At 75.5% G+C, this 20,836-nt stretch carries 19 protein-coding genes; 16 read left to right on the forward strand and 3 right to left on the reverse strand.

Annotation, left to right across the window (positions count from 1 at the left end; all coding sequences use genetic code 11):
• Positions 1–42 precede the first annotated feature (42 nt).
• Positions 43–897: a biotin--[acetyl-CoA-carboxylase] ligase gene (locus ACLFMI_RS08210; RefSeq protein WP_410947150.1), complete on the reverse strand. Its 855-nt coding sequence runs from the start codon at positions 895–897 to the stop codon at positions 43–45.
• Positions 898–1,054: 157 nt separating this feature from the next.
• Between ACLFMI_RS08210 and ACLFMI_RS08215 the strand changes: the two genes are divergently transcribed.
• The 11 genes from ACLFMI_RS08215 (at position 1,055) to ACLFMI_RS08265 (ending at position 12,060) form a co-directional block, all read left to right on the forward strand.
• Positions 1,055–2,695, forward strand: coding sequence for an acyl-CoA carboxylase subunit beta (locus ACLFMI_RS08215; RefSeq protein ID WP_410947151.1), 1,641 nt, complete (start codon positions 1,055–1,057; stop codon positions 2,693–2,695).
• A gap of 92 nt (positions 2,696–2,787) precedes the next feature.
• Positions 2,788–3,066 (forward strand): acyl-CoA carboxylase subunit epsilon, encoded by a 279-nt coding sequence (locus tag ACLFMI_RS08220; RefSeq protein ID WP_410947152.1) that lies wholly within the window; start codon positions 2,788–2,790, stop codon positions 3,064–3,066.
• 66 nt (positions 3,067–3,132) lie between these two features.
• A complete protein-coding gene (locus tag ACLFMI_RS08225) occupies positions 3,133–3,756 on the forward strand; it encodes a Maf family protein (RefSeq protein ID WP_410947153.1) in 624 nt (207 codons plus the stop codon).
• Between the two features lie 91 nt (positions 3,757–3,847).
• A complete protein-coding gene (locus ACLFMI_RS08230; protein ID WP_410947154.1) occupies positions 3,848–4,738 on the forward strand; it encodes a sulfurtransferase in 891 nt (296 codons plus the stop codon).
• A complete protein-coding gene (locus tag ACLFMI_RS08235) occupies positions 4,735–5,184 on the forward strand; it encodes a SufE family protein (protein WP_410947155.1) in 450 nt (149 codons plus the stop codon). The genes ACLFMI_RS08230 and ACLFMI_RS08235 overlap by 4 nt, the downstream gene beginning before the upstream one ends.
• Before the next feature lie 178 nt (positions 5,185–5,362).
• A complete protein-coding gene (locus ACLFMI_RS08240) occupies positions 5,363–6,325 on the forward strand; it encodes a TIGR04222 domain-containing membrane protein (protein WP_410947156.1) in 963 nt (320 codons plus the stop codon).
• Positions 6,326–6,374: 49 nt separating this feature from the next.
• Positions 6,375–8,150, forward strand: a complete 1,776-nt coding sequence (locus ACLFMI_RS08245; protein WP_410947157.1) for an acetyl/propionyl/methylcrotonyl-CoA carboxylase subunit alpha — start codon at positions 6,375–6,377, stop codon at positions 8,148–8,150.
• A gap of 310 nt (positions 8,151–8,460) precedes the next feature.
• The gene (locus ACLFMI_RS08250; RefSeq protein WP_410947158.1) at positions 8,461–8,994 is read left to right on the forward strand and encodes a hypothetical protein; all 534 of its coding nucleotides are present in this window, start codon (positions 8,461–8,463) and stop codon (positions 8,992–8,994) included.
• 192 nt (positions 8,995–9,186) lie between these two features.
• On the forward strand, positions 9,187–9,516 hold the full coding sequence (locus tag ACLFMI_RS08255; RefSeq protein WP_410947159.1) for a PE domain-containing protein: 330 nt from the start codon (positions 9,187–9,189) through the stop codon (positions 9,514–9,516).
• Complete coding sequence (locus ACLFMI_RS08260; RefSeq protein WP_410947160.1) at positions 9,513–11,261, forward strand: hypothetical protein; 1,749 nt, start codon at positions 9,513–9,515, stop codon at positions 11,259–11,261. Before ACLFMI_RS08255 ends, ACLFMI_RS08260 begins: the two co-directional genes overlap by 4 nt.
• Complete coding sequence (locus ACLFMI_RS08265) at positions 11,254–12,060, forward strand: ESX secretion-associated protein EspG (RefSeq protein ID WP_410947161.1); 807 nt, start codon at positions 11,254–11,256, stop codon at positions 12,058–12,060. The genes ACLFMI_RS08260 and ACLFMI_RS08265 overlap by 8 nt, the downstream gene beginning before the upstream one ends.
• On the opposite strand, the gene ACLFMI_RS08270 is transcribed toward ACLFMI_RS08265, so the two are convergent.
• Positions 12,035–13,438, reverse strand: a complete 1,404-nt coding sequence (locus ACLFMI_RS08270) for an NAD(P)H-quinone dehydrogenase (protein WP_410947162.1) — start codon at positions 13,436–13,438, stop codon at positions 12,035–12,037. The genes ACLFMI_RS08265 and ACLFMI_RS08270 overlap by 26 nt on opposite strands.
• 140 nt (positions 13,439–13,578) lie before the next feature.
• Between ACLFMI_RS08270 and ACLFMI_RS08275 the strand changes: the two genes are divergently transcribed.
• A complete protein-coding gene (locus ACLFMI_RS08275; RefSeq protein ID WP_410947163.1) occupies positions 13,579–14,037 on the forward strand; it encodes a gamma-glutamylcyclotransferase in 459 nt (152 codons plus the stop codon).
• A 56-nt stretch (positions 14,038–14,093) separates the two neighbouring features.
• Here ACLFMI_RS08275 and ACLFMI_RS08280 read toward each other — a convergent pair whose 3' ends face one another.
• A complete protein-coding gene (locus ACLFMI_RS08280; protein ID WP_410947164.1) occupies positions 14,094–15,338 on the reverse strand; it encodes an amidohydrolase in 1,245 nt (414 codons plus the stop codon).
• 439 nt (positions 15,339–15,777) lie between these two features.
• On the opposite strand from ACLFMI_RS08280, the gene ACLFMI_RS08285 reads away from it, so the two are divergent.
• From ACLFMI_RS08285 to ACLFMI_RS08300, 4 genes are read left to right on the forward strand one after another with little or no spacing between them, the layout of a single operon-like run.
• Positions 15,778–17,649: a serine/threonine-protein kinase gene (locus ACLFMI_RS08285; protein ID WP_410947165.1), complete on the forward strand. Its 1,872-nt coding sequence runs from the start codon at positions 15,778–15,780 to the stop codon at positions 17,647–17,649.
• A gap of 36 nt (positions 17,650–17,685) precedes the next feature.
• Positions 17,686–18,510, forward strand: coding sequence for a purine-nucleoside phosphorylase (locus ACLFMI_RS08290; protein WP_410947166.1), 825 nt, complete (start codon positions 17,686–17,688; stop codon positions 18,508–18,510).
• Between the two features lie 11 nt (positions 18,511–18,521).
• Positions 18,522–20,345, forward strand: coding sequence for a phospho-sugar mutase (locus tag ACLFMI_RS08295; RefSeq protein WP_410947167.1), 1,824 nt, complete (start codon positions 18,522–18,524; stop codon positions 20,343–20,345).
• On the forward strand, positions 20,342–20,830 hold the full coding sequence (locus tag ACLFMI_RS08300) for a flavodoxin family protein (protein WP_410947168.1): 489 nt from the start codon (positions 20,342–20,344) through the stop codon (positions 20,828–20,830). The genes ACLFMI_RS08295 and ACLFMI_RS08300 overlap by 4 nt, the downstream gene beginning before the upstream one ends.
• The last annotated feature ends 6 nt before the right edge of the window (positions 20,831–20,836 follow it).

Below are 20,836 nucleotides of genomic sequence, written 5' to 3' on the forward strand. Positions count from 1 at the left end.
CGGCGTCCGGGCCGGTGGCCCGGGTGAACTGGCTGCGGCGCGCTACCCGGGGTGGTCCGGGTGCTCGGCCGGTCGCAGGTGCACCACGTCCCCGGCCGCGACCGCGACGCGCTCCCCGCCGTCCGGGTGCACCAGCAGCCGGCCCTGCGGATCGACGTCCTCCGCCGTCCCGACGAGCTGGTCCCGGCCCGGGCGCTCCACCCGGACCCGCGAACCCAGGCTCGCGCAGCGGGACCGGTAGTCCGACCGCAGGCCGCAGGCGTCGGCGTCGCCGCCGGCGTCCCGCCACTGCGCCTCCCGCCGGTACAGGTGCGCGAGCAGGGCCACCGCCACGTCCGCGCGGGACGCGGTCAACCCGTGCGCGGCCAGGGTGGTCGCGCCCCACGGCAGCTCGGTGGCCGGCGTCGACACGTTCAGCCCGATGCCCAGCACCACGCCCGGGCCACCGCCGGACACCGCGGTCATCTCGGCGAGGATCCCCGCGGCCTTGCCACGGGCGGACCCGGCCAGCAGGTCGTTCGGCCACTTCAGCGCGACCGGCAGCTCCGCGGCCAGCTCGGCGATCGCGTCGACCAGCGCCACCCCGGCCAGCATCGGCAGCCAGCCGAGCCGGTCGGCGGGCACGCCCTCGGGGCGCCACAGCACCGACATCGTCAGCGCCGCCCCCCGGCGCGAGGTCCAGGTCCGGTCCAGCCGGCCCCGGCCGCGCACCTGCTCCTCGGCGACCAGCACGCTCCGGTCCGGGGCACCGCGACCGGCCTCGGCCAGCAGGTCGGCGTTCGTCGATCCGGTCGACGGCACGAGGTCCAGGGCGGTCCAGCCACCGGTCGGACGGAGGACGGCGTTGCGCAATGCATAGGCGTCCAACGGCGCGGCGGGATCGGTACCGGAGCTCATCACCGCGCACCGTAACCGGAGCCGGACGGGGCGGTGCCCACGGTCGGCGACGGATCGATAACGACTCCGGCGGACCCCGGTCGGGGGGCCGCCCCCGATCGGCTGCGGCGGACATCACCCCCGACCCGGGGCCGCCGGCGGGTTAGGCTCCCGCTCCATGAGCGCCGCAACGGAGCCGATGGCGACCCCGGATGACGGTGGAGCCGATCCCGACATCCACACCACCGCGGGCAAGCTCGCCGACCTGTACCAGCGATTCGACGACGCGATCCACGCCGGATCCGAGGCCGCGATCGAGCGGCAGCACGCCAGGGGGCGGCAGACCGCCCGCGAGCGGATCGACCAGCTGCTCGACCCGGGCTCGTTCGTGGAGCTGGACGCGCTGACCCGGCACCGGTCGACCAACTTCGGGATGCAGGACAAGCGCCCGTTCGGCGACGGCGTGGTGACCGGCACCGGCACCATCGACGGCCGCCCGGTCGCGGTGTTCTCCCAGGACGCCACCGTCTTCGGCGGCGCCCTCGGCGAGGTCTACGGCGAGAAGATCGTCAAGGCGATGGACGTGGCAGCCAAGATCGGCTGCCCGATGATCGGCATCAACGACGGCGGCGGGGCCCGGATCCAGGAGGGCGTGGTCGCCCTCGGTCTCTACGGCGAGATCTTCCTGCGCAACGTGCAGAGCTCCGGCGTGGTCCCGCAGATCTCGCTGATCATGGGCCCGTGCGCGGGTGGCGCGGTGTACTCCCCGGCGATCACCGACTTCACCGTGATGGTCGACGAGACCAGCCACATGTTCATCACCGGCCCGGACGTGATCAAGACCGTCACCGGCGAGGACGTGGACATGGAGGAGCTCGGCGGTGGCCGGGCGCACAACTCCCGCTCCGGTGTCGCGCACTACCTGGCCGGTGACGAGTCCGACGCGCTGGACTACGTCAAGCAGCTGCTGAGCTTCCTGCCGTCGAACAACCTGTCCGAGCCGCCGTCCTTCCCGGCCTCGGAACCGGTCGCCGGCTCGATCACCGACGGGATCACCGACACCGACCGCGAGCTGGACACGATCATCCCGGACTCGCCGAACACCCCGTACGACATCCGCGAGGTGATCAACCGGGTGGTCGACGACGAGGACTTCCTCGAGGTCCAGGAGCTGTGGGCGCCGAACATCGTCACCGGCTACGCCCGGGTCGAGGGTGGCAGCGTCGGGATCGTGGCGAACCAGCCGACCCAGTTCGCCGGCTGCCTGGACATCGACGCCTCGGAGAAGGCCGCCCGGTTCGTGCGGACCTGCGACGCGTTCAACATCCCGGTGCTGACCTTCGTCGACGTCCCGGGCTTCCTGCCCGGCACCGACCAGGAGTGGAACGGCATCATCCGGCGCGGCGCCAAGCTGATCTACGCCTACGCCGAGGCGACCGTCCCGAAGGTCACCGTGATCACCCGCAAGGCCTACGGCGGCGCCTACGACGTGATGGGCTCCAAGCACCTGGGCGCGGACGTGAACATCGCCTGGCCGACCGCGCAGATCGCGGTCACCGGGGCGCAGGGCGCGGTGTCGATCCTCTACCGCAAGGAGCTCAAGGGCCTGGAGGGCGACGAGCTCGCCGCCAAGCGCGCCGAGCTGCAGCAGGAGTACGAGGACACCCTCTGCAACCCCTACATCGCCGCCGACCGGGGTTACATCGACGCGGTCGTGCCGCCGTCGCACACCCGCGGCTACGTCGGCCGGGCGCTGCGGACGCTGTCCACCAAGCGGGAGCAGGGCCCGACCCGCAAGCACGGGAACATCCCGCTGTGACCGGCGAATCCGCGACGGAGGAGCTTGGATTCGCCGGAACGGAGTCCGAGCCGCCGCGAAGCGGCGACGATTCCGCGACGAAGGAGCCTGGATTGGTCGGAACGGACGATGAGCCGTCGCGCAGCGACGACGATGCGGTCGGAGGGCGCAGCCCGCTGGAGCGCCGCACGCTGTTCCGGGTCGTGCGGGGAGCGCCCGAGGACCACGAGACGGCCGCGCTGACCGCGGTGCTCGCCGCCGCGACCTCGGCCGGGGGCGAGGACGAGCCCGCCCCGGCCACACCGGACCTGTGGTCGCACCCCGCGGCCCAGCTCCGCGCGCCGCTGATGGCCGGCCCCGGCGCCTGGCGCGCCTCCGGCCTGCCGCGCTGAGGAGGGTGGTCGAACTGCAGCCCGGGTGCGTCGGAAGGTCGACATGCTCCCGGTAGCGTCCGACCCGTGCGCCTGGTTCTCGCCTCCGCCTCCCCCGCCCGGCTCGGTGTCCTCCGCGCCGCCGGGACCGACCCGGTCGTCGAGGTCTCCGACGTCGACGAGGACGCCCTGCTCGCCGCACACCCGGACGCCGACCCCGCGCGCAAGGTGACGCTGCTGGCCGCGGCCAAGGCCGCCGCCGTCGCCGGACGGGTCGCCGGCGACCACCCGGACGCGGTGGTGATCGGCTGCGACTCGATGCTGCTGGTCGACGGCGAGCTGGTCGGCAAACCGGGTGACGCCGACACGGCCCGACGCCGCTGGAAGTCGATGGCCGGCCGGACCGGGGAGCTGCTGACCGGGCACGCCGTGCTGCTGCTCTCCGGGGGCGCGGTCGTGCAGGAGACGGAGGGCCACGCCGGCACCGGCGTCCGGTTCGCCGAGCCGACCGGTGCCGAGCTCGACGCCTACCTCGGCACCGGTGAGCCACTGCGCGTCGCGGGCGCGTTCACCCTCGACGGGTTCGGCGGATGGTTCGTCGAGGGCATCGACGGGGACCCGTCCAACGTGATCGGGATCAGCCTCCCGCTGGTCCGCCGGCTGCTCGGCGACCTCGGGGTGAGCGTCGTCGACCTGTGGACCCGCAGCTGACACCGCCGCCACGACGATAGGGGAGCCCCGCCCGCCGTCGCGGGCCTCCCGATCCGAGCGACCACCGCGGGCCGCGACTACCCTCGCCCGTATGGCTGTCGCGAACGACCCCGACCCGAAGCTCGCCGAGTACGCCCACCCCGAGCGCCTGGTCACCACGGCCTGGCTCGCCGACCACCTGAAGGATCCCGGTCTGGTCGTCGTCGAGTCCGACGAGGACGTCCTGCTCTACGAGACCGGGCACATCCCGGGCGCGGTCAAGGTGGACTGGCACACCGAGCTCAACGATCCGATCACCCGCGACTACGTCGACGGCCGGCGCTTCGCCGAGATCATGTCCGAGCGCGGCATCGGCCGGGACACCACGATCGTCGTCTACGGCGACAAGAACAACTGGTGGGCCGCCTACGCGCTGTGGGTGTTCCAGCTGTTCGGGCACGCCGACGTCCGGCTGCTCGACGGCGGCCGCACCAAGTGGATCGACGAGGGCCGCGAGACCACCACAGACGCGCCCACCCCGGAGCGGGCCGACTACCCCGTCGTCGAGCGGGACGACGCGCGGATCCGGGCGTTCAAGGACGACGTCCTCGCCCATCTCGGCAAGCCGCTGGTCGACGTCCGCTCACCGCAGGAGTACACCGGCGAGAAGCTGCACATGCCGGACTACCCGCAGGAGGGCGCGGTCCGCGGCGGGCACATCCCGGGCGCGGCGAGCGTCCCGTGGGCCCGCGCCGCAGCCGAGGACGGTTCGTTCAAGAGCCGCGCCGAGCTGGAGGCCATCTACCAGCAGGAACAGGGCCTTTCTCCCTCGGACGACGTCGTCGCCTACTGCCGGATCGGTGAGCGCTCCAGCCACACCTGGTTCGTGCTGACCTACCTGCTCGGCTTCGAGCGGGTCCGCAACTACGACGGCAGCTGGACCGAGTGGGGCAACGCCGTGCGGGTGCCGATCGTGCAGGGAGAGGAGCGCGGAGCGGTATGAGTACCAACCCGGGCACGCTGCCGCCGGACCTGGCGGAGCTGGTGGACGACTTCTCCGCGGTCGGCCCGAAGGACCGGCTGCAGCTGCTGCTGGAGCTGTCCCAGGAGCTCCCGGACCTGCCAGAGCGCTACGCCGACGCGGCGGACTCGATGGAACAGGTGCACGAGTGCCAGTCGCCGCTGTTCCTGAAGGTCGAGGTCGGACCGGACGAGGAGCGACCGGTGCACCTGTTCTTCTCGGCGCCCAGGGAGGCACCGACCACCCGCGGGTTCGCCTCGATCATGTACACCGGCCTGGACGGCGAGCCCGCCGAGACCGTGCTCGCGGTGCCGGACGACTTCTACACCGATCTGGGCCTGGCCGAGGCGGTGAGCCCGCTGCGGCTGCGCGGGATCTCCGCGATGCTGGCCCGGATCAAGAACCAGGTGCGGGCCGCGACGGCCTGAGCACCGCCCGCCGCGGGCCCGGCCGCCGACCGCAGCCCGGGGTCGGCGGCCGTCCGTGCGGGAGAACCTCAAGTCTGTGTGAAATGACAGACCCGCCCGGGTGACCGGGCGCACACTGCCTCCCACGACAGGGTGAATCCGCCGGCACGGCGATCCCGTGCCGCAGGGGGTGGTGGTGATGGGCAGGAGTCTCACCGGAGACATCTGGGGGGTGCCCGACCCGGCGTTCCTCGGGATCTACCTGTTCCTTGGGGCGGCCGGGGTGTTGCTGGCCGTCGGCCTGCGGAGCCGGATCGCGGCCGGGGACCGGCACGGCGCGCGCGGCCTCGACAGCCGGCCGGAGGACGTCGCCCACCTCAACGGCGGCCCGGACCTGGCGGTCTACGCGGCGCTGTCGGCGATGCACGTCGACGGCTCGGTCGTCACCTCCGCACGCACCACCGGCCAGGTGCGTGCGGGCGGGCACCCCGGGCGGTCGGCGACGGCGCTGCAGCGGGCGATCCACCTCGCGGCGCGCCGCTTGACGCCGGGACGGATGCTGCGCACGCACGACCCCGTGCACGTCGAGCTGCAGCGGATCGCGCAGCGCCTGGAGTCCGAGGGACTGCTGCTGTCCGAGGCCGACCGCCGTCGGCACCACGCGGCGGCCTGGCTGCCGGGCGCGGTCGCGCTGCTCGGCGTCGTCCGGCTGGTCGTCCTCGGCACGACGGGGCGCCCGGTCGGCTCCCTGTTCGTGCTGGTGCTCGCCGTCTCGGTGGCGACGCTCGTGCTGGTCACCCGGGCGCCGCACCGGACCGCGGCCGGGGAGGCCGCGCTGGCGACGGTTCGCGCGCAGCACGGCGCGCTGTCGCCGGAGCAGCGGCCGGACTGGGCGACGGTCGGCTCGGGCGCCGCGGCGCTGAGCGTGGGCGCGTTCGGCATCGGCGCGATGCTCGCCGCCGAGCCCGCGTTCGCCGGGGAGCTCGCCGCGCAGAGGTTCGCCACGCTCGGTGGGGTCGGGCCGCCGTCCGACGGACGTGTCCGTTCTCACCGCCGGACCCTTCAGCACCGGTCAGCGGGGGTCCGGCCGGGTGATGACGTTGCCATCACCACATTCCCCACCGGCTACTTCCGGCGGTTCGGCTCATACACTCCGCGGTAACCCTGCGCCGGAGCACCGGGCCGGCGCCCTCGACCGGAGGAGTTCGACCGTGCCCGCACTGCGCAAAGTGCTCGTCGCCAACCGGGGCGAGATCGCCGTCCGCGTGATCCGAGCAGCGAAGGACGCGGGGCTCACGAGCGTCGCCGTCTACGCCGATCCGGACCGGGACGCGATGTTCGTCCGGCTCGCGGACGAGGCCTTCGCGCTGGGCGGCTCCACCGCCGCCGACTCCTACCTCGACATCGAGAAGGTGATCGGCGCCGCGAAGCAGGCCGACGCGGACGCCATCCACCCCGGCTACGGCTTCCTGTCCGAGAACGCCGACTTCGCCCAGGCGGTGATCGACGCGGGCATCACCTGGATCGGCCCGTCGCCGCAGTCCATCCGCGATCTCGGCGACAAGGTCACCGCCCGGCACATCGCCACCCGGGCCGGCGCACCGCTGGTGCCCGGCACGAACGACCCGGTGGCCGACGCCGACGAGGTGCTCGCCTTCGCCGACGAGCACGGGCTGCCGGTCGCGATCAAGGCCGCGTTCGGGGGTGGCGGACGCGGCATGAAGGTCGCCCGCGAGCGCTCCGAGGTGGCCGAGCTGTACGACTCCGCGGTCCGCGAGGCGACCTCGGCGTTCGGCCGGGGCGAGTGCTTCGTCGAGCGCTACCTGGACCGGCCCCGGCACGTCGAGACCCAGGTGCTGGCCGACCAGCACGGCAACGTCGTCGTCGTCGGGACCCGGGACTGCTCGCTGCAGCGCCGGTTCCAGAAGCTCGTGGAGGAGGCGCCCGCACCGTTCCTGTCCGACGAGCAGAAGACGACGCTGTACGACGCGTCCAAGGCCATCTGCAAGGAGGCCGGCTACTACGGTGCCGGCACCGTCGAGTTCCTCGTCGGCGAGGACGGGATGATCACCTTCCTGGAGGTGAACACCCGGCTGCAGGTCGAGCACCCGGTCTCCGAGGAGACCACCGGCATCGACCTGGTCCGCCAGATGTTCCGGATCGCCGAGGGCAAGGAGCTGGAGTTCACCGAGGACCCGGCGCCGCGCGGGCACGCGATCGAGTTCCGGATCAACGGCGAGGACGCCGGCCGCAACTTCCTCCCGGCCCCGGGCACCGTCGAGCGGATCTGGTACCCCTCCGGGCCGGGCGTGCGCCTGGACGCGGGCGTCGAGGACGGATCGGTGATCGGCGGCCAGTTCGACTCGCTGCTGGGGAAGCTGATCGTCTCCGGCTTCGACCGGAAGCAGGCCCTGGAACGCGCCCGCCGTGCACTGGCCGAGTTCAAGGTCGACGGCATGGCGACCGTGCTGGAGTTCCACCGGCTGGTCGTCTCCGACCCGGCGTTCGTCGGGGAGACCCCCGAGGACTTCACCGTGCACACCCGCTGGATCGAGACCGAGTGGGACAACACCGTGCCGCCGTTCGAGGGTGGCGCCGGGGCGGACGAGGAGACCGGCGAGCGGCAGACCGTCGTCGTCGAGGTCGGCGGACGCCGGCTGGAGGTCTCGCTGCCCGGCGACCTCGCCCTCGGCGGGGGCGGCGCCGGTGCCGGTGGCGCGAAGACCGCGCCGCGCAAGCGGACCGGCAAGGGCGGCGGTGCGAAGGTGTCCGGCGACGCGGTCACCGCGCCGATGCAGGGCACGATCATCAAGGTCGCGGTGTCCGACGGCGACACCGTCTCGGCCGGCGACCTCATCGTCGTGCTCGAGGCGATGAAGATGGAGAACCCGGTCACCGCCACCAAGGACGGCACCGTGACCGGCCTGGACGCCGAGCAGGGCGCCTCCGTCTCCCAGGGCACCGTGATCTGCGAGATCAAGGACTGATCTCGCCGGGCACCCCGTCGAGATCAACAGCGGGACCCGGTGGTTGCGCGGGACGTTGACCGGCCGTCACCAGCCGATCTACCGTTCTTGCGACGCGCACGCCGCAGCGGCGCCCGCGCCGGACCACGTACCGCCCGACCGAACAGAGCCCAACCGCATACCGCCCAACTGAACAGAGCCGACCCGTGTGCCCGATCCACGGGGCCCGGTCCTACCGCCACGCGGAGTACCGCGCCGCGGATCCGCTCGCCACGCCGGCCACGCCGCGTCGCGAGCCGTCACCCAGCTCGACCGACGCACAGGATCCGTCATGCCCCCCTCGCACGTCCTCGCACCGGTGGCGGCGTCGTACGGCTCGGCCGTGCATGTCACCACGCACATCCACACCGACGGCCCGATCCCGGGCCCGCACTCCCTGCTCACCCTGACCTCGGCCGCGTACGGCGCGGACGGGGTCCCGATCGGCACCTTCACCGCCAACCTCCGGGAACTGCCCGGGGCCACCCTGCACCCGATCGCGCTGGAGAACTGGCGCCGCCGGGCGGAGGACTGGCTCTGCACCCGGCGGGCCGTGCGCCCTCCCGGGCTGGCGACGAACGCGTTCGCCGCCTGGATCCGCGGGCTCGGTGACCGGACACTGTTCGTCACCGATCCGGAGGGACCGGATGCCCTCTTCTGCTACTGGTACCTGCAGCGTTTCGCGGGCCGGTGGCCGTTCGCGGGCACCGTGCCCGCGCACGTGACGGGCACCGGTGACCGGCGGTGGGAGCCACCCCGGTGCCCGCTCAGCGGGTGCCGGGCCACCGTTCCCGGCCGTTCCGGGATCCCGGCCCTGGCCGGGTAGACATCGCGATGCACACCCCCGTCCGCGCCGGATCGCGACCGGCACGGGCGGGGGTGTCGTCGTTCCCGACCCGCTCCGGCCCACTCCGCGCCGGGTTCGCGATCGCGACGCCGGACCCGCGTCGCGCCCGGCCGCGGGCGCGGCGGCCTAGCGTCCCGGCGTCGCACACCCGCTGACCCTCCGGAGGCCGCCGTGCCCGCAGACCGTTCCGACCTGCGCGTGGACCCCTCGGTGCCGGCGGGGCTGGCCGCGGCGCTGGACCGCGCGGCCGGCCGGCTGGCGTCGGCACTGCGCGGGCTGGACGCCGACGCCGGTCGCATCGAGCCGTGGCTCGGCGACCCGGTGAGTGCCGACGCCGCCGCCCGCTACGCCGCGCACGCCGCGGACGGCCCGGGCGCCGCGATCGAGCAGCTCCGCGCGCTGCACGCCGAGCTCGTCCGGGCCCGGGACACCCTCGACGCGTCCGGCCGGGGTTACGCCGTCACCGAGGACGCGGTGGCCCGGTCCTGGGCCACCCGGTGACCGCGCCACGCTGGGCCGGGCACAGCCACGCCGAGATCACCGCGATGGTCGCCGCCGGGCCCGGGGCAGCGGCCTCCGCCGGCGCGGAGCGGGCCTGGCGGGACGCCGCCGGCGCGCTGTCCGACGTGGAACGCGAGCTGGCCGCGCAGGGCCGGTCGCTGCCGGCGGGCTGGTCCGGTCCGGCGGCCGGCGGCGTCCGCGGCGGGTTCGACCGGCTGGCGGCCTGGTCCGGGACGGCCGCGACGGACGCCGGCCGCACCGCGGACGCGCTCGCCGGGCAGGCCGCGCTGGCCGCGGAGCTACGCGCCCGGGTCCCGGCGGCGTCCGGCAACGGGTCGCCGGAGGCGCCGCCCACCGGCGCCGCGGTGCTCGACGACTGGGCCGCCGCGGACGCCGCGGCGGGCAACGCGGCCGACCGGGCCGCGGAGCTGATGCAGCGCTACGAGGACGACAGCCGGGCCACCGGCCAGCCCTGGACCGGCTGGGTTCCCCCGCCCGCGGTGACGTCCGCCGACCCGGCGGACGCGAGCCCGGCCGGGGGGCCGGACGCGGGGTCGCGGCTCCCCGGACCGTCGGCCGACGGCGGATCCGGGGCGGCCGGGACCAGTAACACCGGACCGGACGGCCGCACCGCGGTGGCCGGGAGCCCGGGTGCCGGCGGGATCGCCGCGGCTGTGCTGACCGGGACCGGTGCGACCGGGATCGCCGGGCACCGCGCGATCGACGTGGGCTCTCCGGCCATACCCGGCGCCCTGGACACGACGGCCGGGCACCCCGCAGCGGCCGGCCCGGCCGGTGGCCCGGCGGAGCGCGCCGCCGTGACCGAGCCGCCGCCCATCGGGGACCACGGCCGAGCGGGCGGGGGTGCTCCGGGGACGGCCGGGACGAACCCCGCGGCACCGGTCGGCGACGGCTCCGGGCCGGGCGCCGGCCGCCTGGGTGGCGCCGCGGTCATCGGTGGTGTGGCGGTCGGCGCTGTGACGGTCGGCGGGCTGGTGCTCGGGAGTGCGGTACTGGCCGCCCGCGGGACCCGCGCCCACTCCGAACGCCGCGGGCGGCGGCGGGACGGGACCGGGGCGGGCGAGCCATCGACCAGCGGCGCGGAGCACCGGCCTCCGTCCGGCGGCGCGCTGACCAGCGGCACCCGCGGCCCGAGCGGCCCTGACCCGCTCGCCGCGAGAACCGGGGACCCCCACCCCGGCGAACCCGCTCACCCCGTGAGCGAGTCCCCGACACACCACCCCGCCGGCACCTCCGGGCAGGCCGGTGCGACCTCGGCCCCGCCTGCCTTCACGACCGCGCCCGGTGCCTCCCCGGAGCCGTTCGCGAGCGGTCACCTCCTCGTGCCGCCGGACGCGGCCCGGCCGGCTCCGCCGACGCAGGGCGGAACCGTGCCGGAAGGGCCGGTGCAGGCCGGTGTCCCGCACGCGGCGCCGGGGCAGGGCGGACCGCAGCCCGGGCCGGTGCAGGGCCAGCCGGTACAGGCCGCAACCGCCGGGCCGGAAGGAACGGTCGGGCCCGGTGCGGCCGGCCCACTCGTGCCGGCCGCCGGGCCCGCGGTCGTACCGGGCACGGCGCCCTGCGTACCGGGCGCGAACGGTCCGGCCTGGCGCGCCGTCACCGACCCGGCCCGGAGCGAGCCGGCGGGGTCACCACCGGAGGAGCATCGGCGTCCCGGGGAGTCCGGGCCGGACCGCGACGACGCCGTGCTGCGGCCCGACCTGCGGTGGCGCGGCCGTGGCTGAGCCGATCAGGTACGTGCTCACCGACGCCGAGTTCGACGTGGTGTGGGACCGGCTGATGCTGGGCGCCACCCCGGCCGCGCTGCGGCTGCCCTCCCCCGGCCGGACCCGCGCCGAGCGGTTGCGGATCGCCGCGGACGGGCTGCACGGGTTGCGCGCCCGCGGTCTCGCCGGACCGTCCGGGCCCGACCCCGGGCTGGTCCGGCTGCTCGGCCTGCTCGCCCGCCCGCATCACCAGCTGGAGGTCCGGGGCTGGTTCGGGCACCCGCTGCGCGCCGTCGGCGCCGACCGGGACGGCGAGGGCGCGCTCGCCGTGCACGCCGACCGGACCGTCACGGTGTCCTCCGCCGGCTCGCCCGCCCACGCGGCCGTCTCCGCGCTGCCGCACCGCCGTCCCGGACCGGGCCCGGCACTCGTCGTCCCGACCGTGCTGCTGGAACGGGTGCTCGCCCCCGGCCGCACCGGCGGTGCGCTCCGGGCCGGCGACCCGGCCGGAGCGGGGCCCGCTGCGGCGCCCGCCGCCGGGGACCCGCTCGTCGGGCCGGAGGCGCGGCTGCGCGGGATGCTGCACGGCCCGGCGCACCGGGCGCAGGTGTGCGCGGTCCGGTACGACCGCTGGGGCAACCCGCACCGGCCGTCCGGACAGGTGACCGTCGTCGACAGCGCCGCCGGGCGCTACCGGCTGACCCGGGACGCGTGCCGCGACACCGGATGGGCCACCCTCGCCCCGGTCGACGACCGGCGGTTGCGCCCGCTGCTCGCCGGGCTGCTGGAGCTCAGTCCAGGTCCGAGTGCTGCATGAGCTGCCGGCCCGCCTCGGTGATCGACCCGGACATCGACGGGTACACCGAGAAGGTGTGCGCCAGGTCGTCGACATTCAGGCCGTTCTGCACGGCCATCGCCATCGGCAGGATCAGCTCGCTGGCCACGGGCGCCACCACCACGCCGCCGATCACCACGCCGGAGGCCGGGCGGCAGAACAGCTTCACGAAGCCACGGCGCAGCCCGCGCATCTTGGCCCGCGGGTTGGTCGACAGCGGCAGCATCACGGTGCGGGCGGGGACCTCACCGGAGTCGATCGCCCGCTGGCTGATCCCGACGGTCGCGATCTCCGGGCGGGTGAACACGTTCGCCGCCACGGTCCGCAGCTTGATCGGGGCGACGCCCTCGCCGAGGGCGTGCCACATCGCGATCCGGCCCTGCATCGCCGCCACCGACGCCAGCATCAGCACGCCGGTGCAGTCACCGGCGGCGTAGACGCCCGGCTCGGCGGTACGCGAGACCTTGTCCACCGGGATGAACCCGCCGCGGTCGGTCTCGATGCCGACCTTGTCCAGGCCCAGGTCCGAGGTGTTCGGGATCGACCCGACGGTCATCAGCGCGTGCGAGCCCCGCACGGTCCGGCCGTCGGACAGGGTCACTGTGACGCCGTCGCCGTCGTTCACGACCGAGTCGGCCCGGGCGTTCGGCAGGATCTCCACCCCGCGCTCGGCGAAGACCTCCTCCAGCACCGCGGCGGCGTCGGCGTCCTCGTGCGGCAGCACCCGGTCCCGGCTGGAGACCAGGGTGACCCGGCAGCCCAGCTCGACGTAGGCGGAGCAGAACTCGGCACCGGTCACCCCGGACCCGACGACGATCAGGTGCTCGGGCAGCTCGGCGAGGTCGTAGAGCTGGCGCCAGTCCAGGACCCGGTCGCCGTCCGGGCGGGCCGAGGGCAGCACCCGTGGGGTGGCACCGGTCGCGATCAGCACGACGTCGGCGACCAGCTCCTCGACCGAGCCGTCGTCGCGGGTGACGGTGACGCCGTGCGTGGCGCGCGCCGCGCCGGGGCCGCCGAACTGCGCGGTCCCGGTGACGATCCGGACGCCCTCGTTCTCCAGGCTGGTCCGGACGTCCGCGGACTGGGCCCGGGCCAGCGACTTGACGCGGGCGTTCACCGCGGGCAGGTCCACCGCCGAGTTGCCGCGGTCGACCAGCACGCCGAGGTCCTCGGCGCGGTGCAGGTCGACCCGGACCGCGGCCGAGGAGATGAAGGTCTTTGAGGGGACGCAGTCGTAGACGACACAGGCGCCACCCATCCCGTCGTGCTCGACGACGGTCACCTCGCTGCCGTGCTGCGCTGCGACGAGCGCGGCCTCGTACCCGGCCGGTCCGCCGCCCATGATGACGATGCGGGTCACGAGAGCACTCCTGGAGAGTCGGTGGTGGGGCCGGGGCGGCGCCCTCGGCCCCCGGCGTCGACACCGGTAACCGTACGCGTGTCCGGTTCGGCGGGCCGGGCGGGTCGAAGGGCTCGGGACCCAGCCATTATCCTGGCCGCGTGCCGCTGTACGCCGCCTACGGGTCGAACATGGACCCCGCGCAGATGACGGAGCGCGCCCCGCACTCGCCGATGGCCGGGACCGGGTGGCTCCAGGGCTGGCGGCTGACGTTCGGCGGCGAGGACTACACCTGGGAGGGCGCGCTCTCCACCGTGGTGGAGGAGCCGGGCTCGCAGGTGTTCGTCGTGCTCTACGACGTCCCCGAGCACGACGAGGCCCAGCTGGACCGCTGGGAGGGCGGCGAGCTCGGGCTGCACAAGAAGCTGCGGCTGCGGGTCGCCACCCTGGACGGCAGCGTCCTGGCCTGGATCTACGTGCTCGACGCCTACGAGGGCGGCGAGCCGTCAGCCCGCTACCTCGGTGTGCTCGCCGACGCGGCCGAGTCCGCCGGCGCACCCGCGGACTACGTCAACGACCTGCGCAGCCGGCCGAGCCGCAAGTCCTCACCCGGCGGCTGAGTCCCCGCGGCGGGCGACCCGCAGTTCCTGCCGGGCAGCCCGCCCAGGGCGCGCGGTCAGGCCGCCTGCTCGAGCGCGGACAGGGCCGCATGCACCAGCACCCGGGTGCCGAACGGCAGCGCCCGCTCGTCCAGGTCGAACGTCGGCTGGTGGATGTCGCGCTGCGGGCCGCTGCCGGGCCAGACGCCCAGCCGGGCCATCGCACCGTGCGTGTGCTCCAGGTACCAGGCGAAGTCCTCCCCGCCGGAGGACTGCTCGGTGCCGGCGTCGGCCGCGTCCCCGCCGACGGTGGTCGCGGCATCGCGCAGCATGCCGGTGGAGTCGGCGTCGTTGACCACCGGCGGGACGCCGCGCACGTGGTCCAGCACGTAGCCGACACCGGTCGGAGCCAGCACCGACGCGACCAGCGCGCGCAGCTTCTCCTCCAGCTCGGTCCAGGTCGCGTGGTCGGCGGTGCGCAGGGTGCCGCGCAACAGCCCGGACTGCGGGATCGCGTTCGCGGCCTCGCCGGCCTGCACCGCCCCCCACGTCAGGACGGTGCCCGAGCGCGGGTCGACGTGCCGGGTCAGCAGCAGTGGCACCTGGGTGGCCAGCAGGCCGAGGGCCTGGACGAGGTCGGCGGTCAGGTGCGGGCGGGCGGTGTGCCCGCCCTGCGACGTCAGCCGCACCTCGATCAGATCGCAGGCCGAGGTGATCGGCCCGACCCGGGTGCCGAGCTTCCCGACCTCCAGACGCGGGTCGCAGTGCAGCGCGAAGATCCGCCGGACGCCCTCGGTGACGCCCGCGTCGACCGCGTCCAGCGCGCCACCGGGCTGCACCTCCTCGGCCGGCTGGAACACCAGCCGCACCCGGCCCGGCAACGACGGCGCCGAGTTCAGCGCCAGCGCGGCGCCGAGCAGCATCGCGGTGTGCCCGTCGTGCCCGCAGGCGTGCATGACGCCCGGCGAGGCCGAGGCGAACTCCAGCCCGGTCTGCTCCTGCAGCGGCAGCGCATCCATGTCGGCGCGCAGCGCGACCAGCGGCTCGCCGTGGCCGATCTCGCAGACCACACCGGTGCCGCCGGGCAGGGTGCGCGGCTCGAGGCCGGCCCGCAGCAGGGTCTCGGAGATCCGCGCGCTCGTCAGGTGCTCACGACGAGCCAGCTCGGGCTGGGCGTGGATCGCCCGGCGCCAGCCGACGATCTCGCCCTTGTGTGCCCGCATCCACGACTCCAGCCAGGCCGGACCCGTGCCGGCGCCGAGGTCGTCGACCGGGAGATCGGTGATCTCGGGAAGCTCGGTGCGGGTCTGCAGCGCAGTCACCTTGTCCTCCTCGTTCACTCCGGTACCGGGGCGGTTCCGCGCCCGTTTCGTGCCGATCGGCACGGTGACGCCGGTCGCCCGGCACCTGTCATGGTGCTCACCCGTCCGGCGGTGTTCCAGTCGAAATCGTCCGTTCACGTGTCCACGCGGCGAGGGGTCGACCGGATGCTGCGGGCGGGGTCATCACTCCTGATGAACGGGCGGACGGACCCGCGACGAGCGGGCGTCGTCGCCGTTCACCGGTGGTTCGAGTGCGGACCGCGTCCGGCCCGTCACCGGGCCGTGACCGGGCCGCGCCCGCCCCCGGCCACGCACCGCCCGGCGCCGGTGACCCGCCGCTCTCCCCGTCCAGACCGTGACACACCGTGACCGCCGCGAACCCGCCGTGACGAGTGACGTCCGGGCGGGGGCGCTCGGGGGCGGTGGGACAATCGCAGGCGTGTCCGTTCCCGAGGGCGAGGTCCAGCGCCGCCAGATCGCCGGGCGGTACCGCGTCGACGGCCCGCTCGGCAGCGGCGCGATGGGCACCGTGTGGTCCGGCTTCGACGACGTCCTCCAGCGCCGGGTCGCCCTCAAGGAACTCAAGTTCCCGGAGGGCATCCCGGACGGCGAGGAGCTGGAGCTCCGCGAACGGATCATGCGCGAGGCCCGGGCGCTGGCCGGCCTCTCGCACCCCAACGTGGTGACCGTGTTCGACGTCCTCGACGTCGACGGCGAGCCGCTGGTCGTCATGGAGCTGGTGCCGTCGAAGAACCTGGCCTCCGCGATCACCGAGGCCGGCCGGCTGGACAAGGCCCAGGCCGCGGTCGTCGGGTACGGCACCGCGGCCGCACTGCGCGCCGCGCACCGGGCCGGGATCACCCACCGGGACGTCAAACCCGGCAACGTCCTGATCTCCGACGACGGCCGGATCAAGCTCACCGACTTCGGCATCGCCCGCAACGAGTCGGACGCCCCGATGACCTCGGCCGGGCTGGTGCTCGGCTCGCCCGCCTACATCGCCCCGGAGGTGGCCGCCGGCCGGCCGGTGACGCCGGCCGCCGACCTGTGGGGGCTGGGCGCCACGCTGTTCGCCGCCGTCGAGGGCCGCCCGCCCTACGACGTCGACGGCGACCCGGTGAAGACGATCACCGAGGTGGTCGACGGCGCGGTGCCCCGGCTGAGCGAGCCCGGTCCGGTGGCCGACGTCGTCGCCGGGCTGATGGTGAAGGAAGCGGCAGGCCGGATGCCGCTCGACGAGGTCCGCGCCCGGCTGCGCCCGCTGCTCGAGGACCCGGACGACCCGATCTTCCCGGGGTCGCCGGACGTCCCGACCGTGATGGCCCGGGTGCCCGCGCCGACCGCACCGCCCGGCAGCGCTTCCGGGAGTGCGCCCGGGAGCACGCCGTCCGGCAGCACACCGTCCGGCAGCGCTTCCGGGAGCACACCACCCGGCAGCACACCGCCCGGCGCCCGGTCCTCGCAGGCGCTCCCGGCGGCCGGGAGCGGGACGCACGCCCCGGCCGGGGCGCCGCTGGCCGCCGACCCGGGTCCGCTGCCCGGGGCCGTGCGCGCCGATGCGGCCGCCGCACCGCCCGCGCCGAGCCCGCCCGCACCGAGCCCGCCCGCACCGCACCGTCCGGCCGCCCGGCCGGCATCCGCCCCGCCGCACCACGGCGGCGCCGCGCCGTCGGGCCCGGGCCGGGCCGCGCGGTCCGGTCCCGGCCGGGCCGGAACCGGGTCGGTGCACCGGGGCGTGACCGGGGTGCTGGTCGGCATCCCGCTGGTGCTCGGCGGGGCGCTGCTGGTGCTGCTGGGGGCCCTCGCCGGGTTCGCCGGGGTGCGCACGGTGGCCGGTCAGGAGCCGCTGAGCACGATCACCGTCGCCACCGACCGGACCGCCCGCAACGTTCACCCGGACCCGCTCGGGTTCACCGTCCCCTACCCCGACGGCTGGACCCGGTACCGCTCGCCTGCGCCGGACGGCTCGGCCGTCGTCCGGTTCGTCAGCCCGGACGGCCGACAGGAGCTGTCGGTCCGGGCGGCAGCCTCGATACCGGCGGTGACCGAGGCGCTCACCCCGGAGACGCTCGGCGTCGAGACCGTCGACGCGACCCCGCTGGAGCGGCTCCCGGACGGCTCCGGCCGGCTGGAGCTGACCACCACCGACGGCGGCCAGAGCCGCACCACGCAGATGCGGCTGTTCCCGGGCAGGGAGTCGCCGGAGGGCGTCTGGGCGCTGCAGCTGAGTTCCCCGACCGGGCTCGCCGAGGACGCCACGACGTCGCTGTTCACGACGCTGGCCGACGGTTTCCGGACCGGCGCCGGATGATCCGGACGGGCGGCACCCCCGGCTAGGGTGGCCGCCATGTCCGACCCCGCCGTGCCCGATGCCGCCGTGCCCGACCCCGCGAGGCTCGCCCAGGAGGCCGCCGACGAGCTGGCCCGCCGGACCGGTCACACCGGCCACGACACCGCCGTGGTCCTCGGTTCGGGCTGGCGCCCGGCCGCCGACGTGCTCGGGGAGCCGGACACCGAGCTGGCGCTGACCGACCTGCCGGGCTTCGTCGCGCCGTCCGCGGCCGGGCACGGCGGCACCGTCCGCTCGGTGACCATCGGCGAGCACCGGGTGCTGGTGCTGCTCGGACGCACCCATCTCTACGAGGGGCACGGCGTCGACCCGGTGGTGCACGGCGTGCGGACCGCGGCCGCCGCCGGGGTCCGCACCGTGGTGCTCACCAACGCCGCAGGCGGGATCACCGAGGGGCTCTCGGTCGGTCAGCCGGTGCTGATCGCCGACCACCTGAACCTGCTGGGCCGGTCGCCGCTGTCCGGGGCGCACTTCCTCGACCTCACCGACGCCTACTCCCCCCGGCTGCGCGCCGCGGCCCGGGCCATCGACCCGACGCTGACCGAGGGCGTCTACGCCGGGCTGGGCGGCCCGCACTTCGAGACCCCGGCCGAGATCAGGATGCTGCGCACGCTGGGCGCCGACCTGGTCGGCATGTCCACCGTCGTCGAGACGATCGCCGCCCGCGCCCTCGGGCTGGAGGTCGCCGGCATCTCGCTGGTCACCAACCTGGCGGCGGGGCTGTCCGGGCAGCCGCTGGACCACCAGGAGGTCATCGACGCCGGGCAGGCCGCCGCGACCCGGATGGGCGCGCTGCTGCGCGACCTGGTCACCCGGATCTGACGGGCCCGCCGATGGCCCTCGCCCCCGAGCTCCGCGACGCCGCGCTGCGCTGGATCGCCGACGACCCCGACCCCGCCACCCGCGCCGAGCTGCAGCGGGTGCTGGCCACCGCGATGTCCGGCGCCGGGACCGACACCGCCCGGGACGCCGTCGCCGAGCTGGCCGACCGGATGTCCGGGCCGCTGCGGTTCGGCACCGCGGGGCTGCGCGGGCCGGTACGGGCGGGACCGTCCGGGATGAACGTGGCGGTCGTGACGCGGGCGACCGCCGGGCTCGCCGCGTGGCTTGCAGCGCGGAGCGCAGGCGGAGCGCCCATCGACACAGCGCGGAGCGCAGGCGGAGCGCGCAACGACACAGCGCGGAGCGCAGGCGGAGCGCCCATCGACACAGCGCGGAGCGCAGGCGGAGCGCGCAACGACACAGCGCGGGGCACGGGCACGGTCGTCGTCGGGCGGGACGCGCGGCACGGGTCGGCCGCGTTCGCCGAGGCCACCGCGCGGGTGCTGATCGGGGCCGGGTTCGGGGTCGCGCTGCTGGACGGGCCGGTGCCCACCCCGCTGGTCGCGTTCGCCGTGCGGCACCTCGGGGCACTGGCCGGGATCCAGGTGACCGCCTCGCACAACCCGCCCGCCGACAACGGCTACAAGGTCTACCTCGGCGGTACCGGGGCCGCCTCGGACGGGGCGCAGATCGTCCCGCCGGACGACGCCGGGATCGAGGCCGCGATCACCGCCGCGCCGGCCGCGGTGTCGGTCCCGCTCGGACCGCTGCCGACCGCGACCGTCGACGTCACCGAGGCCTACCTGGACCGGGTCGCGACCCTGCCGCGCTCCCCGCACGGCACGCCGCCCCGGGTCGCGCTGACCCCGCTGCACGGCGTCGGCGGCGCGCTCGTGACCGCGGCGCTCGCCCGGACCGGGGTGCACGACGTGCGCGTCGTCGCGGCCCAGGCCCGTCCCGACCCCGACTTCGGCACGGTCGCGTTCCCGAACCCGGAGGAGCCCGGGGTCACCGACGCGCTGCTGGAGCTGGCCGGCTCGACCGGAGCGGACCTCGCGGTCGCCCTCGACCCGGACGCCGACCGGTGCGCGATCGGCGTCCCGGAAGCGGGCGCGGAGCCGGCGGTGGGCCGGGAGCCGGGGTCGGGCGAGGGGGCGGGCGCCTGGCGGATGCTCTCCGGCGACGAGACCGGGGTGCTGCTGGCCGACCACCTGCTGCGCGCAGGCGGGCACGCCGACCCGCTGGTCGCGACGACGGTCGTGTCGTCGTCGATGCTGGCCCGGCTCGCGGCGGCGCGCGGGGCCCGGTCCGCGGAGACGCTCACCGGCTTCAAGTGGATCGTGCGCGCCGGGGACGGGCTGGTGTTCGGCTACGAGGAGGCGATCGGGCACTGCGTGGACCCGGGCGCGGTGCGGGACAAGGACGGGGTCTCGGCGGCGGTGCTGGCCGCGGACCTGGTGCGCGGGCTGGCCGCGGCCGGATCATCGGTGCCGCAGCGGCTCGACGAGCTGGCCGCCGAGCTCGGCGTGCACCGCACCCTCGGCGTCTCGATCCGGATGGAGCCGGGCCCGCGGGACGCCGCCGTGGCACGGCTGCGGGACGCGCCACCGGCCGGCTGGGAGGCCGACCGGCCGGCGTCGGACGTGCTGCGGCTGCGCCGCGACGGCGTCCGGGTGGTGGTCCGGCCGTCCGGCACCGAGCCGAAGCTGAAGGCGTATCTGGAGGTCGTCGAGCCGGCCACCGGTGACCCGGCGCTGGTGCCGGCGTCCCGGGAGCGGGCCGACGAACGGCTCGGCGCGCTGCGCTCCGAGGTGGACGGGATGCTGGGGGCGTGAACGAGCGTGCGAGCGAACCGTCGGACACGACCCGGCTGCTGATCGTGCACCACACCCCGTCCCCGGCGACCGCGGAGCTCCTCGACGAGGTGCGGGCCGGCGCCGCCGACCCGGAGATCAGCGGGGTCCGGACCGTCGCCCGGGCGGCGCTGGCCGCGACGGCGTCGGACCTGCTCGCGGCGGACGCGGTGCTGCTCGGCACGACAGCGAACATCGGCTACATGTCCGGCGCCCTGAAACACTTCCTCGACCAGGTCTACTACGTCTGCGCCGACGACACCCGCGGACTGCCCTACGGCCTGTGGGTGCGCGGCGGCTCGGACACCTCCGGCGCGGTCCGGTCGGTGACCACGATCGCCGAGGGGATGGGCTGGACGGCCGCCGCGGCCCCGGTCGAGCTGACCGGTGCGCCGGACGCCGACGCCCGGGCCGCCTGCCGGGAGCTCGGCGCTGTGCTGGCCGCGACGGTCATGCCGGAGGGCTGAGTCCCG

It is taken from the genome of Pseudonocardia nantongensis, assembly GCF_046546495.1.
Taxonomy (GTDB): domain Bacteria; phylum Actinomycetota; class Actinomycetes; order Mycobacteriales; family Pseudonocardiaceae; genus Pseudonocardia; species Pseudonocardia nantongensis.

Excerpts from the sequence above, each read along its gene's own strand:
- ACLFMI_RS08210 (WP_410947150.1), bottom strand. The coding sequence starts at position 897 with ATGAGCTCCGGTACCGATCCCGCCGCGCCGTTGGACGCCTATGCATTG.
- ACLFMI_RS08215 (WP_410947151.1), top strand. The coding sequence starts at position 1,055 with ATGAGCGCCGCAACGGAGCCGATGGCGACCCCGGATGACGGTGGAGCC.
- ACLFMI_RS08230 (WP_410947154.1), top strand. The coding sequence starts at position 3,848 with ATGGCTGTCGCGAACGACCCCGACCCGAAGCTCGCCGAGTACGCCCAC.
- ACLFMI_RS08235 (WP_410947155.1), top strand. The coding sequence starts at position 4,735 with ATGAGTACCAACCCGGGCACGCTGCCGCCGGACCTGGCGGAGCTGGTG.
- ACLFMI_RS08240 (WP_410947156.1), top strand. The coding sequence starts at position 5,363 with ATGGGCAGGAGTCTCACCGGAGACATCTGGGGGGTGCCCGACCCGGCG.
- ACLFMI_RS08250 (WP_410947158.1), top strand. The coding sequence starts at position 8,461 with ATGCCCCCCTCGCACGTCCTCGCACCGGTGGCGGCGTCGTACGGCTCG.
- ACLFMI_RS08290 (WP_410947166.1), top strand. The coding sequence starts at position 17,686 with ATGTCCGACCCCGCCGTGCCCGATGCCGCCGTGCCCGACCCCGCGAGG.
- ACLFMI_RS08295 (WP_410947167.1), top strand. The coding sequence starts at position 18,522 with ATGGCCCTCGCCCCCGAGCTCCGCGACGCCGCGCTGCGCTGGATCGCC.